We start from the raw sequence: 13,744 nt of genomic DNA, 5'->3' as shown, positions 1-13,744 counted from the left end.
AAGTTACGTACGAGTAAAGGTTGTTGAACGGTCCCTGACACAAGTGGCCTGATTCAGCTGCCGGTTGCCCGGCCCTCGGCCGTACCCGACGAACTCCGGGACGACCGGCGCGACGGGCGGGGGGCGGGCACCGTCTCGCTCTCCGGCAGCGGCGTCTGCGCCGCGCGCGTCACGTCGCCCACCAGCTCGACCACATCCGGACCGTACGCCTGGGAGTTGACCACCTTCAGCAGCAGCACGAAGGAGTTGCCGTTGTACTTGCGGTACAGCCGCTCGTGGTTGCGGGCCAGATAGCGGGTCGCCGCCTGGTTGGTGATCGCGCGCTGGCCGCAGAAGAGGAACACCGGCCGCGACTCCCGGCGTTCACCGGCGGTCAGCCGCGCGAGGATCACGTACTCGCCCTTGCCTGAATCCAGTTGGTAGCTCTCGGTGCCCACCTGGAACGCGCCACGGTCCGGGCCGGGGTCGGCGTCCACGTTGACCCGTACACCGGGCAGCAGGGACGAGAGATGCGCCGCCATACGGCGGTTGGAGGCGGGCCCGCCCACGCAGAACTCGGTCCGCTCGCCGAACCCCTGCTGGGCGGCGTCGTGCGCGACGACCTGGGCGTGCGCGTTGCAGTCCTTGATCAGGGCGGAGAGCTCCAGGAGCGCGAACACGTCGTGCCGCATCACCGTGAGTTCGGGGCCGCCCGCCTCGCGGTTGACCACCAGCAGCGACTCGGAGTTGTCCGGCAGTCCGAAGAACGCCTGCTTGCGGCGGAGCTTCCGCTTCCACAGATAGGTCCGGGCGAGCCAGCCCAGCGCGGCACTGATGCCGGCCGCGACCACGCCCAGGACGATGTTGCGCACGTCGTCGTTCATAGGCGCGCATGGTAGCGGGCGGACGCGTCTGGTACGTACCGGTGTTCGACGGGTGGTGTTCGTGACGGTGGGGTGAGAGGAGCCTGAATCGGCCTGTCGGGGCCGGAGCGTTGTCGTTACGCTGCGCGAACGGTCTCGGGCTGGAGGTTCTGATGCGTCGTCCCGGCGTGCGGATGCGTCGTCCCGTCATGCGTCGTCCTGCGACGAGTCTTCCCGCGCTGCGTCGCCCAGTGCTGCGGAAGCTGGCCTGCCTCGCGGCGGTGTCCGCGGTGGTCTCGGTCGGCGCCGCCGCCCCGCCGGGCGCGAGATCCGCGGCGACCCCCGCCAAGTCCCCGGTGGCCACCGGATACGGCGGCGCGGTCGCGAGCGTCGACGCGGACGCCACCGCGGCCGGGATCGAGGTGCTGAGGAAGGGCGGCAACGCCGTCGACGCGGCCGTCGCCACCGCCGCCGCGCTCGGCGTCACCGAGCCCTACTCCTCGGGCATCGGCGGAGGCGGCTACTTCGTCTACTACGACGCCGCCACCCGCTCGGTGCACACCATCGACGGCCGCGAGACGGCCCCCTCCACCGCCGGCTCCGACCTCTTCCTGGAGAACGGCAAACCCCTCGCCTTCGCCGACGCCGTCAGCAGCGGGCTGAGCGTCGGCACCCCCGGCACGGCCGCCACCTGGCAGACGGCGCTGGACCGTTGGGGCACCCGCAGCCTCGGCACGGTCCTGAAGCCCGCCGAGCGCGTCGCCCGCGACGGCTTCACCGTCGACGACACCTTCCGCTCGCAGACCGCCTCGAACGAGACCCGGTTCCGCTACTTCCCGGCCACCGCCGAGCTGTTCCTGCCCGGCGGGCAGCTCCCGGTGGTCGGCTCGACCTTCAAGAACCCCGAACTGGCCCGCACCTACGAGGAACTGGGCCGCAAGGGCATCGGCACGCTCTACGGCGGCGACCTCGGCAAGGACGTCCTGGCCACCGTCGACCACCCGGCCGTGAACCCCGCCTCGAACTGGAACGCACGCCCCGGCAAGCTGGCCACGAAGGACCTCACCGCCTATCGCGCCAAGCTGCAGGCGCCGACGAAGACGTCCTACCGCGGCCTCGATGTGTACTCCATCGCGCCCTCCTCCTCCGGCGGCACCACGGTCGGTGAGGCCCTCAACATCCTGGAGCGGACCGACCTGTCGAAGGCGAGCGAGGCGCAGTACCTGCACCACTTCATCGAGGCCAGCCGGATCGCGTTCGCCGACCGCGGGCGCTGGGTCGGCGATCCGGCCTTCGAGGACGTACCGACCAAGCAGCTCCTGTCCCAGCACTACGCCGACTCGCGCGCCTGCCTGATCAAGGACGACGCGGTGCTCACCAGCCCGCTCGCCCCCGGCGACCCGCGCCACCCCGCCGACTGCGCCTCCTCGGGCACGGCGGCCCCGACGACCTACGAGGGCGACAACACCACCCATCTGACCGTCGCCGACAAGTGGGGCAACGTCGTCTCCTACACGCTCACCATCGAGCAGACCGGCGGCAGCGCCATGACCGTCCCCGGGCGGGGCTTCCTGCTCAACAACGAGCTGACGGACTTCTCCTTCGCGCCCGCCAATCCGGCCGTCCACGACCCGAACCTGCCCGGCCCCGGCAAGCGGCCGCGGTCCTCCATCTCGCCGACCATCGTGCTCGACCGGCACGGCCTGCCGGTCGTCGCCCTCGGCTCGCCGGGCGGCGCGACCATCATCACCACCGTGCTCCAGACGCTGACCGAGTTCCTCGACCGGCGGCTGCCGCTCGTCGACGCGATCGCCGCACCGCGCGCGAGCCAGCGCAACGCCGCCACCACCGAACTGGAGCCGGGCCTCTACAACAGCGACGTGAAGAAACAGCTGGAGGCCATCGGGCACTCCTTCACGCTGAACCCGGAGATCGGCGCGGCGACCGGCGTGCAACGCCTCGGCGACGGCCGCTGGCTGGCCGCCGCCGAGACCGTACGGCGCGGCGGCGGCTCGGCGATGGTGGTGCGCCCGTCGCCGTAGCGGCGGCCGTACCGGATGCGACCGGGGCCGGCGCCTCCGTACGGGATGCGACGGGTACCGGGGCCGCCGTATGGGACGCGGCCCGGCGTCACAACTCCGGTGCGGGGGGCGCCTCCTGGGTGGGTGATGCGTCCTGGGCGGGCGGAGCCTCCTGGGCGGGTGGTGCCTGCCGGGTGCGGAAGGCGAGCCGTTCGTCCTCGACGTCGACCGTGACCCGGCCGCCCTCGCCGAGGCCGCCTTGCAGCAGCAGCCGGGACAGCTGGTTGTCCACCTCCCGCTGGATGGTGCGGCGCAGCGGGCGGGCGCCGTACTCGGGCTGGTAGCCGTGTTCGGCGAGCCAGCCCACCGCGGCGTCCGTGAACTCCACCGAGACCCCCTGCGCGTGCAGCATCCGCCGGGTCTGCTGGAGCAACAGCTCGGTGATCTGGCGCAGTTGTTCCTCCGACAGCTGGCGGAAGACCACGATCTCGTCGATCCGGTTCAGGAACTCCGGGCGGAAGTGCTCGCGCAGCGGCCGCAGGATGCGCTCGCGCCGCGCCGCGTCGTCCGCCTCCGCGCCGCCCGGCCCGAAGCCGATGCCGCTGCCGCGCCGGGTGATCGCCTCGGAGCCGAGGTTGCTCGTCATCACCACGACCGTGTTGGCGAAGTCCACCGTGCGGCCCTGGGAGTCGGTCAACCGCCCGTCGTCCAGCACCTGGAGCAGGATGTTGAAGACGTCCGGATGCGCCTTCTCCACCTCGTCGAGCAGCAGCAGCGAGTACGGGTGGCGGCGCACCACCTCGGTGAGCTGCCCGGCCTCCTCGTGCCCCACGTATCCCGGCGGCGCACCGACCAGCCGGCTGACGGTGTGCCGCTCCTGGTACTCGCTCATGTCGAGCCGGACCATCCGCTCCTCGCTGCCGAACAGCGCCTCCGCGAGCGCGCGGGCCAGCTCCGTCTTGCCGACGCCGGTCGGCCCGAGGAACAGGAAGCTGCCGATCGGCCGGTCCGGGCTCGCGAGCCCGGCGCGCGAGCGCAGCACGGCCTCGGAGACCACGGCCACCGCCTCCTCCTGGCCGACCACCCGCTCGTGCAGATGCTCCTCCAGGCCCAGCAGACGCTCCTTCTCCTCCTGGGTGAGGCTGCTGACCGGGATGCCGGTCTGCCGCGACACCACCTCGGCGATGGCCTCGGGGGTGACCTCCAGATCGAGCCCCTCGTCGGCCCGGCCGTCGCCGCTCGCCTCGGCGAGGCGCTTCTTCAGCTCCCCGATCCGGTCCCTCAACTGGGTGGCCTGCTCGTACTGTTCGTCCGCGACCGCCTGGTCCTTGTCGCGGGTGAGCTGTTCGACCTCGCGTTCCATCGTGCGGACGTCGCTGCCCTTGGCGCGGGCGCCCAGCCGTACCCGCGCGCCCGCCTGGTCGATCAGGTCGATCGCCTTGTCGGGCAGCCGCCGGTCGGTGAGATAGCGGTCGGACAGTTCCACCGCCGCGACCAGCGCCTCGTCGGTGTACCGGATCTGGTGGTGGGCCTCGTAGCGGTCGCGCAGTCCGCGCAGGATCTCGACGGTGTCCGCGACGGACGGCTCGGGCACCAGGATCGGCTGGAAGCGGCGGGCCAGCGCCGCGTCCTTCTCGATCTTGCGGTACTCCTCCAGCGTCGTCGCGCCCACCACGTGCAGCTCGCCGCGGGCCAGGGCGGGCTTGAGGATGTTGCCCGCGTCCATGGAGCCGCCCTCACCGCCCCCGCCCGCACCGACCACGGTGTGCAACTCGTCGATGAACACGATGAGTTGATCGGAGTGTTCGCGGATCTCCTGCACGATGGTGTTGAGCCGCTCCTCGAAGTCGCCGCGGAACCGGGTGCCCGCGACCACCCCGGTGAGGTCGAGGGAGACCACCCGGCGGCCGTGCAGCACGTCCGGGACGTCCCCGTCCTCGATCCGCTGCGCCAGCCCCTCCACCACGGCGGTCTTGCCCACCCCCGCGTCGCCGATCAGCACCGGGTTGTTCTTGCCGCGCCGGGAGAGCACCTCGATGGTCTGCTCGATCACGTCCTCCCGGCCGATCACCGGGTCGATACGGCCCTGCCGGGCCAGGTCGGTCAGGTCGCGGCCGTACTTGTCCAGGGTCGGCGTGTCGGCGGGCCGGGGCCGCTCGGGCCGGCCCTGCGCGGCCTCCGGGGGCTCCGGCGGCAGCGCGCCGGGGGAGAAGCGCGACGAGTGCAGGATGTGGCCCGCCGCGGAGTCGGGGTTGGCCGCGAGCGCGCTCAGCACGTGCTCGGGGCCGATGTAGCCCGCCCCGCTGGCCCGTGCCAGCTCGTGCGCGTCCAGCAGCGCCCGTTTGACGGCCGGGGTCAGGGACAGCGAGGTCGGCGGCGGCAGTTCGCCCGGCGGCAGCTGTACGGGCCCCGAGCGCTCGTCGATCTCCGTCGCCAGCGAGTCGGGGTCGGCGCCGGCGCGGCTGAGCAGGCTCCGCGTGGGCTCGGCGGAGAGCGCGGCCCGCAGCAGATGCTGGGTGTCCAGATCGCGGCTGCCGTGCTCGGCGGCGTACATCGCGGCGCCGCGCACGAGCTCCCGCGCGGGCTGACTCAGCAGGCGTCCGATGTCGATCTGGCGCGGGCCTTGGCGCTGACCGCTGAAGAAGCGGGCCAGGAATTCGCCGAAAGGATCGGGTCCGTAGCCTTCAGGCCCTGTGAAGCCGCTGGTCATGGCGTTCCGTTCCCTCGATCGTGCCGGCTGGGACGCGGGTGCCCGCGCCGTGCCGGGCACACGGGCCGGGCCACACCTGAGGGCCGCTCACGGCCCGGATTCCACGATGGCACGACCCGCGGGGCGGGGCATGTCCGCCACCGTTCCGGCACCGCACGGAGACTGCCCGCGGCGACGTCGTGGCTTGTCGGTCCCCTGAAAGGGGCGCGGGGAACGGCGCGAACGCCCCTCACCGGCCCGCAGACGCATTCCAGGGGCGCGGGGAACTGCGCGACAGGCCCCCACCGGCCGCACGGTGTCCCGCACCCCCGGGGCCGTCACCTGGCCGTCAGCACGCGCGGCCCGGACTCCGTGATCGCCACCGTGTGCTCCACGTGCGCGGCCCGGGAGCCGTCGTTGGTGCGCAGGGTCCAGCCGTCCGCGGCGGCGTGGTAGCCGTCGTCGCCGCTCGCGATGAGCATCGGCTCGATGGCGAGGACCATCCCGCGGCGCAGCGGCATCCCGCGGCCGGGCCGGCCCTCGTTCGGCACGCCCGGGTCCTCGTGCATGTGGCGCCCGACGCCGTGGCCGCCGAACCCGTCCGGGATGCCGTAGCCGCCGGCCCGGCAGACCGTGCCGATCGCGTGCGCGATGTCGCCGATGCGGTTGCCGACCACCGCCGCCTCGATGCCCGCGGCCAGCGCGCGCTCGGCGGTCTCGATCAGCCGCAGGTCCGCCGGGCGCGGGGTGCCCACCGTGAAGCTGATCGCGGAGTCGCCGACCCAGCCGCCGAGTTCGGCGCCGAAGTCGAGGGAGACGAGGTCGCCGTCGCGCAGCCGGTAGCCGTCCGGGATGCCGTGCACGATCGCGTCGTTCACCGAGGCGCACACGACGCCGGGGAAGGGCGTGGGCGCGAACGACGGGCGGTAGCCCAGGAAGGGCGACGTGGCGCCCGCCTCGCGCAGCACCCCGTGCGCCAGCTCGTCCAGCTCCAGCAGGGAGACGCCCACGTCGGCGGCGTCCCGCACCGCCGTGAGGGCGCGGGCCACGACCTGTCCCGCCTCGTACATCGCGTCGATCGACGCGTCCGTCTTCAACTCAACCATGCCAATTACTATACCGGTATTAGAATGACGGCATGGTGCGCACCCCTCTCACTCCCGAAGAACGCGAACGCGGCGAGCGGTTCGGTCGTCTGCTGCGCGAGGCGCGCGGCGGCCGGAGCATGGCCGAGGTCGCGGCCTGCGCCGGGATCTCCGCGGAGACGCTCCGCAAGATCGAGACCGGCCGGGCCCCGACGCCGGCGTTCTTCACGGTCGCCGCCCTGGCCACCGCCCTCGGCCTGTCGATGGACGAGCTGGCGGGCCGGTGCGCGCCCGTGGTGGCCTGAGGCCCGCCCCCGCGCCCTCACGCCGAGGGCCGTCCCACGTGCGCGGATGTGCGGTCGATGTGCGCCGTGACGCCCTGAGGCCTGTTCCGCACGCTCCGTGGGTGCTCGCACATCATCCCGTTATGGGATGGTTTGCGGGCATCGGATGTGTGCGGGCAGTGGTCCCCAGGTGTGCGCACGGTGATCTCGAATCCACTCCGAGAGCAGACCGTATCCCACTCGTAACAAAACTGGTGTTCGCTACGGAGCAGAGTGTTCCGGTCTTGTGGGAGTTGAGCGATGACGGTGGAACAGCTCCCGGGGCGGGTTCGGGAGTTCGCGAGTTACCTGGACGGCCTGCTGGCACGCCTCGACCAGGGCGGTGGCTGGTGCGGGATCTTCTGGCAGCGTGACCCCGACGGTATGCAGGCGTACCGCGAGGGTCGGGACGTGCCGCCGTGGGACGTGCTGGAGGCACTGCTCCAGGATCTCGCCACGGCGTACGGCACGGCCGCCGTGGCGCCCGAGGCGCAGCGCGCCCGGTCGCTGCACGCGGCGGCGCTCGCCGTCCACGACACGCGGCCCGGCGGCCGCGAGGCCCTGATCGAACGGCTGGACGCGACCCTGCGCGAGCAGCGGCAGGCGGCCGAGCGGCAGGCCGGCATCGGCCGGTCCCTGGCCGCGGCCGGCAACCGGGACGAGGCCGAGTCGCTCCGGCTCGACCTCGCCTGGGCCCGGGACGACCACGAGCGCGCCACGGCCCGCTGCGCCGAGCTGCGCGCGCGGATCGAGCGCCTGGGCCACCGGGCGACGTCCGCCCCGGCGCCCGGCTCGCGGGACATCGCCGCGACCCGCTCCGGCGAGGGCGCCACGCGGCCCGCCGACGGCGGCCCCAGGGCGCCGCAGCGCCCCGGCGAGCGTTCCGCGCGCCCCGCCGACGCCCGGCCCGCCATGCCCCGGCAGCGCGACGCCGGGTCCTCGCCCGCCGGCGAGAGCGCCGCGAGCGGCCCCGACGGCGGCACCTCCGGCCCGGTGCGCATGTTCACCTGGCGCGACCGGCAGCGGGCCTTCGGCGGCGACCCGGACCGGGTCGAGGAGGACGACTGGAGCGGCCAGTCCGCGGACGCGCGCGGCGACCGGTCCCCGGACCGCCGCGGCGGCGAGTTCCCGGGTGCCCGCGGCGGTGACTTCGCGGACCCGCGCGGAGGCGACTTCCCCGACACACGGGGCACGGCACGGCCCGGCTTCGGGGGTGCCGGCGGGCACGACTCCGCGCCCGGCGGCGTCGCCCCGGCGCCCGCGCTGACGGGCTCGGTCCCCGTCGCCCCGGTCTCCCACCGGGCCGTCGAACCCGGCGATCCGGCCGACTTCACCGCGCCCGACGAGCTCGCGGACCCCTTCGACCCCGAGCAGTCCGCGCCCAAGCAGCGCAGGCGGCGCCGGGTGGGCGCGCGGTTCGCGGGGCTCACCCCGGAGGCCGCCGCGGACGGCGACGAGCAGGACCAGGACGCCTCGGCCGCGCGCCGCGGCCCGCGCGGCCCGCGGTTCTCCGTGGGCGGCGCCCGCTCGGAGCCCCGCGCCCTGTCGCAGGCCGCGGAGCCCGCCGCCGCGGTGCCGCAGGAGAGCTCGGACGCGCAGGTCGTCGCGCAGGCCGTCGCCACTCTGGTACGGCTGCGGGGCGAGGGCCGCACCGGCGAGGCGCACGCCCTGCTGGTGGAGGCCGCCCACTGGCCCGCCGCCCGGCTGCCGCTGCTCGCGGCGGAACTGGACGCCGCCGGCCTCGGAGCCGAGTGGGTCACCCTCCTGTGGGAGGCGGCCTCGCTGCCCGCCGAGAACGTGGTCGCCGCCGCGGACGAGCTGGTCGCGGCCGGGCGGGCGGCGGACGGACAGCAGATCCTGCGCCAGGGTGTCGTACGTCCGGCGGAGGAGATCGGCGCGGGCGTGCTCGCCCTGCTCGCCGAGGGCCGGATGCGCGAGGTGCGCGCGTTGCTCGACGCGTACGTCCGGGTGCGCACGCCCGAGGAGGCGGCCCGCAGCGTCGCCGCCGACCCGCAGCGGCTCGTGCCGCTGCTGCTGGAGGCCGCCAAGGACGTCTCGGACGTACGCCACTGGGACCTCCTGCACGCCCTGAGAGTGGCCGGCCACACCGCCTGACCGGTGGGCCGGTCGGGCCGCCCTGGGGAGGGCGGCCGACGGCGAGACCGGCCGTCCGGGCATCACGCACCCGGACGGCCGGTCGACCGACCTCTGACTGACGCGGCCCGAGCCGGGCCGGAGGCCCCCAAGAGGCCCGGACCCTCGCTTCCGGATCCGCCCGGGGAAGACCGCGACCTGGTCCGGTGGACCACCCGGCGCGCACCCGGGGGAGACTGCGGCCCCGTACCGCCGACGGCGCGGCGCTCGCCGGACACCCGCCCCAGTGCCCCCGTGCGGCCCCGTCGTGGCCGATCGCGCAGTTCCCCGCGCCCCTAGGGGCTTGGGCACTGCCCCACCAAGACGCCCGAGGAACCGCGCGAGCACCCCCCACCGGCCCGCGGCCGGACTCGAGCCACGGGTGCCCGCCCCTCAAGGGGCGCGAGGAACTGCGCGAGCACCCCCCACCGGCCCGCGGCCGGACTCGAGCCACGGGCGCCCGCCCCTCAAGGGGCGCGAGGAACTGCGCGAGCACCCCCCACCGGCCCGCGGCCGGACTCGAGCCACGGGCGCCCGCGCGGGCCCCCGCCCCTCAAGGGGCGCGGGGAACTGCGCGAGCACCCCGTACCGGCCCGCGGCCGGACCCCGGCGTCACCCTCACGAGTGGTGCCGACGGGGCCCGAGGCCGCCCCGCGCTCGCCCATGGGAGTGTGAAACGCGATCGACTTCGCGGGTTAACGACGATGGTCTTGGCAAGGCCGTCGCGGAGGCTTACGTTCGTCCCTCTACGGCCTGTGTCTACGGGCGTAGAGGCTCTGACGTCCCGTCGAAGGAGCAGCTCATGGCCAACGTCGTCCGCGCCGCTCTGGTCCAGGCCACCTGGACCGGCGACACCGAGTCCATGGTGGCGAAACACGAGGAGCACGCCCGCGAGGCCGCCCGCCAGGGGGCCAAGATCATCGGGTTCCAGGAAGTGTTCAACGCTCCCTACTTCTGCCAGGTCCAGGAGCCCGAGCACTACCGCTGGGCGGAACCGGTGCCCGACGGGCCGACCGTGCGCCGGATGCAGGACCTCGCCCGCGAGACCGGCATGGTCGTCGTGGTCCCCGTCTTCGAGGTCGAGCAGTCCGGCTTCTACTACAACACCGCCGTGGTGATCGACGCCGACGGATCCGTCCTCGGCATCTACCGCAAGCACCACATCCCGCAGGTCAAGGGGTTCTGGGAGAAGTACTACTTCCGCCCCGGCAACGTCGGCTGGCCGGTCTTCGACACCGCCGTGGGCCGGATCGGCGTCTACATCTGCTACGACCGCCACTTCCCCGAGGGCTGGCGCCAACTCGGCCTCAACGGCGCTCAGTTGGTGTACAACCCGTCCGCCACCTCGCGCGGCCTGTCCGCCTACCTCTGGCAGCTCGAACAGCCCGCGGCCGCCGTCGCCAACGAGTACTTCGTCGCCGCGATCAACCGCGTCGGCCAGGAGGAGTACGGCGACAACGACTTCTACGGCACCTCCTACTTCGTCGACCCCCGTGGCCAGTTCGTCGGCGAACCGGCCAGCGACAAGGCCGAGGAACTCGTCGTACGGGACCTGGACTTCGGGCTCATCGACGAGGTGCGCCAGCAATGGGCGTTCTACCGGGACCGCCGCCCCGACGCGTACGAGGGGCTGGTCGAGCCGTGAACGAGCTCTACGGCCGCCACCGCCGCGTCCTGCCCGACTGGCTGGCCCTCTACTACGACGACCCGATCGAGATCACCCACGGCGAGGGCCGGCACGTCTGGGACGCCGACGGCAACAGGTACCTGGACTTCTTCGGCGGCATCCTCACCACGATGACCGCGCACGCCCTGCCCGAGGTCACCAAGGCGGTCAGCGACCAGGCCGGGCGCATCCTGCACAGCTCGACCCTCTACCTCAACCGGCCGATGGTAGAACTGGCCGAACGCATCGCCAAGTTGAGCGGCATCCCGGACGCCCGGGTGTTCTTCACCACCTCCGGCACCGAGGCCAACGACACCGCGCTGCTGCTCGCCACCGCCTTCCGGCGCAGCAACACGATCCTCGCGATGCGCAACAGCTACCACGGCCGTTCCTTCAGCGCGGTCGGCATCACCGGCAACCGCGGCTGGTCGCCCACCTCGCTGTCGCCGCTCCAGACGGTCTACGTGCACGGCGGCGTCCGCACCCGGGGGCCCTTCGCCCACCTCGCGGACGACGAGTTCATCGCCGCGTGCGTCGCCGACCTGACCGACCTGCTCGGCCACACCCGCCCGCCCGCCGCCCTGATCGCCGAGCCGATCCAGGGCGTCGGCGGCTTCACCTCCCCGCCCGACGGCCTCTACGCCGCCTTCCGCGAGGTGCTGAAGGAGCGCGGCATCCTGTGGATCGCCGACGAGGTGCAGACCGGCTGGGGCCGCACCGGCGACCACTTCTGGGGCTGGCAGGCGCACGCCCGCAGTGGCCCGCCGGACATCCTGACCTTCGCCAAGGGCATCGGCAACGGGGCCTCCATCGGCGGTGTCGTCGCCCGCGCCGAGATCATGAACTGCCTGGACTCCAACAGCATCTCGACGTTCGGCGGCACCCAGATCACCATGGCGGCGGGCCTCGCCAACCTGACGTACCTGCTGGAGCACGACCTCCAGGGCAACGCCCGGCGCGTCGGCGGGCTGCTCATCGAGCGGCTGCGGGCCGTCGCCGCGCAGCTGCCCGGGGTGCGGGAGGTCCGCGGCCGGGGCCTGATGATCGGCGTCGAACTGGTGAAGCCGGGCACCGACGAGGCCGACCCCGAGACCGCGGGGGCCGTCCTGGAGGCGGCGCGTGCCGGCGGGCTGCTCATCGGCAAGGGCGGCGGCCACGACACCAGCGCGCTGCGGATCGCCCCGCCGCTGTCCCTGACCGTCGCGGAGGCCGAGGAGGGCGCCGCCATCCTCGAACACGCGCTGAGGAGCACGCAGTAGCCGAACGCCCGAGCGAGGGAAGACCGTCATGACCACCACCTCGTCGTCAAAGGCCCCGTACCTCCCGGAGTCCGTGGAGCCCGCCCTGTCGGTCCGTCAGGTGCTGGGCCTGGAGCGGGTGCTCGCCGGGGAGCCGGAGGTGGTGGCCGGCGCGGGCCATCTCGACCGGCCCGTGCGCTGGGTCCATGTCGCCGAGGCCGCCGACGTGGGCGTCATGCTCAGCGGCGGCGAGATGGTGCTCACCACGGGCGTCCTGCTCGCCGGGGACGACGGCCGCCAGGCCGAGTACATCCAGTCCCTGCACCGCGCCGAGGCCGCCGCCGTCGTGCTCGGCCTCGGCCGGGCCTTCCCCGCCCCGCCGGACGTCATGCGGCGGGCCGCCGAACGGTGCGGGCTGCCCATGGTCGTCCTGCACCGCCCCTTCCCCTTCGCCGAGTTGACCGAGGAGGTCCAGTCCCGGCTGGTACGGCGGAAGTTCGCCGCGGTCAGCCTCTCGGAGACCGTACGCACCGCCCTCACCGGCCTGATCACCGCGGGCGCGCCGCTCCAGGCCCTGCTCGACGAGGTCGCCCAGCACAGCGCCTGCCCGGTCGTCGTCACCAACCTCGCCCACCGGGTCCTCGCCACCGCGGGTGAACGGCCCGCCGTGGACGACGTGCTGCGCGACTGGGAGCGCATCGCCCGGCAGGCCGGAGGCAACGAGGGCGACGGCTGGATCCGCGCCGAACTCGGCGGGCGCGGCGAACGCTGGGGCCGGATCATGCTCTGCGGCCACCGCGGCGACTCCGCCACCGGCCGGCTGCTCGCCGACCGCGCCGCCGAGGCGCTGGTGCTGCACCGGATGCTCGGCGGATCCGCCCACACCTGGGAGGAGCAGTCCGCGCAGGGCCTGCTCACCGACTTGGTGAGCGAGGCCGTCCCGGCGCGCCAGTTGCTGCCCCGGGCGCGCGCCGCCGGCCTGCCGGTCAACCGGCGCACCTTCGTGCCGCTCGTCGTGCGCGGTGCCCCGCCCGACCGGCTCGACCGGGTCCTGAGACTGCTGGGCCTGCCCGGCCTCGCCGCCGAACTCGCCGACGGCGTCACCGCGGTGCTGCTCAGTCTCGCCCGCGACCAGGACGCCGACGCGCTCACCGCGCACTTCGCCACCCGGCTGCGCGCCGGCCCCGACGCCGCGGACCCCGTGGCCGTCGCCGCGGCCGGCCCCCGCACCGCCTGGGACGACGTGCCCGCCGGGCTGCGCGAGGCACGGCACGTCGCCGACGCCGTGGCCGACTCCTCGGCGGCCCGCGACCTGCCCGCGGTCGTACGCCTGAAGGACGTACATCTGCGGGGTCTGATACGGCTGTTGCGGGACGACCCGCATGTGCAGTCCTTCGCTGAGAGGGAGTTGGACGGGCTGCTGTGCGCGGCCGGTGACGACCTGCTGTCCGTGCTGCGCACCTATCTCGCCAGCGGCCGCAACAAGTCCCGTACGGCGCAGCTCCATCACGTCTCGCGCCCCGCCCTGTACCGCCGCCTCGAAGCGATACAGACCCGGCTCGGCGTGGACCTCGACGACTTCGAGCAGGCGGCTTCGGTGCATATCGCGCTGCTCGCCCACGACGCCCAGCAGGGCTGACCCGCGGACCCCGCGCAACAGCAGTGAAACACGTGACGACCTGGGAAAACGGTGGTGAAACATGGGTGGACGAGGACGTGACACCGTGGCACGCCGTACGCCCGCAGA

Annotated in this window: 9 protein-coding genes; 6 read left to right on the top strand and 3 right to left on the bottom strand. The window is 73.7% G+C overall.

The annotated features are described in order from the left end of the window. Positions 1 to 53: 53 nt before the first annotated feature. Complete coding sequence (locus WN71_RS30675) at positions 54 to 863, bottom strand: hypothetical protein (protein ID WP_206300183.1); 810 nt, start codon at positions 861 to 863, stop codon at positions 54 to 56. A 218-nt stretch (positions 864 to 1,081) separates the two neighbouring features. On the opposite strand from WN71_RS30675, the gene ggt reads away from it, so the two are divergent. Further along, on the top strand, positions 1,082 to 2,884 hold the full coding sequence (gene ggt / locus WN71_RS30670) for a gamma-glutamyltransferase (protein WP_046582296.1): 1,803 nt from the start codon (positions 1,082 to 1,084) through the stop codon (positions 2,882 to 2,884). Between the two features lie 88 nt (positions 2,885 to 2,972). Here ggt and WN71_RS30665 read toward each other — a convergent pair whose 3' ends face one another. Both WN71_RS30665 and map read right to left on the bottom strand, forming a co-directional pair. Beyond that, on the bottom strand, positions 2,973 to 5,573 hold the full coding sequence (locus WN71_RS30665) for an ATP-dependent Clp protease ATP-binding subunit (RefSeq protein WP_046582142.1): 2,601 nt from the start codon (positions 5,571 to 5,573) through the stop codon (positions 2,973 to 2,975). A 317-nt stretch (positions 5,574 to 5,890) separates the two neighbouring features. Then, entirely contained in the window at positions 5,891 to 6,658 is a 768-nt protein-coding gene (gene map, locus WN71_RS30660; RefSeq protein ID WP_046582144.1) for a type I methionyl aminopeptidase, read from the bottom strand. A gap of 32 nt (positions 6,659 to 6,690) precedes the next feature. Between map and WN71_RS30655 the strand changes: the two genes are divergently transcribed. The 5 genes from WN71_RS30655 (at position 6,691) to WN71_RS30635 (ending at position 13,636) form a co-directional block, all read left to right on the top strand. After that, the gene (locus tag WN71_RS30655; protein WP_046582146.1) at positions 6,691 to 6,942 is read left to right on the top strand and encodes a helix-turn-helix domain-containing protein; all 252 of its coding nucleotides are present in this window, start codon (positions 6,691 to 6,693) and stop codon (positions 6,940 to 6,942) included. Positions 6,943 to 7,221: 279 nt separating this feature from the next. After that, entirely contained in the window at positions 7,222 to 9,075 is a 1,854-nt protein-coding gene (locus WN71_RS30650; RefSeq protein ID WP_046582148.1) for a hypothetical protein, read from the top strand. An 820-nt stretch (positions 9,076 to 9,895) separates the two neighbouring features. Continuing rightward, complete coding sequence (locus WN71_RS30645) at positions 9,896 to 10,738, top strand: nitrilase-related carbon-nitrogen hydrolase (RefSeq protein WP_046582150.1); 843 nt, start codon at positions 9,896 to 9,898, stop codon at positions 10,736 to 10,738. Further along, positions 10,735 to 12,018: an aspartate aminotransferase family protein gene (locus tag WN71_RS30640; protein ID WP_046582153.1), complete on the top strand. Its 1,284-nt coding sequence runs from the start codon at positions 10,735 to 10,737 to the stop codon at positions 12,016 to 12,018. Before WN71_RS30645 ends, WN71_RS30640 begins: the two co-directional genes overlap by 4 nt. 28 nt (positions 12,019 to 12,046) lie before the next feature. After that, positions 12,047 to 13,636 carry a PucR family transcriptional regulator gene (locus tag WN71_RS30635; RefSeq protein ID WP_046582155.1) on the top strand — a complete coding sequence of 530 codons (1,590 nt, stop codon included), beginning with the start codon at positions 12,047 to 12,049 and terminating at the stop codon, positions 13,634 to 13,636. Positions 13,637 to 13,744: the final 108 nt, after the last annotated feature.

The organism is Streptomyces mangrovisoli (assembly GCF_000974985.2).
Lineage (GTDB): Bacteria > Actinomycetota > Actinomycetes > Streptomycetales > Streptomycetaceae > Streptomyces > Streptomyces mangrovisoli.
This window is presented reverse-complemented; position numbering and strand designations above follow the sequence as displayed.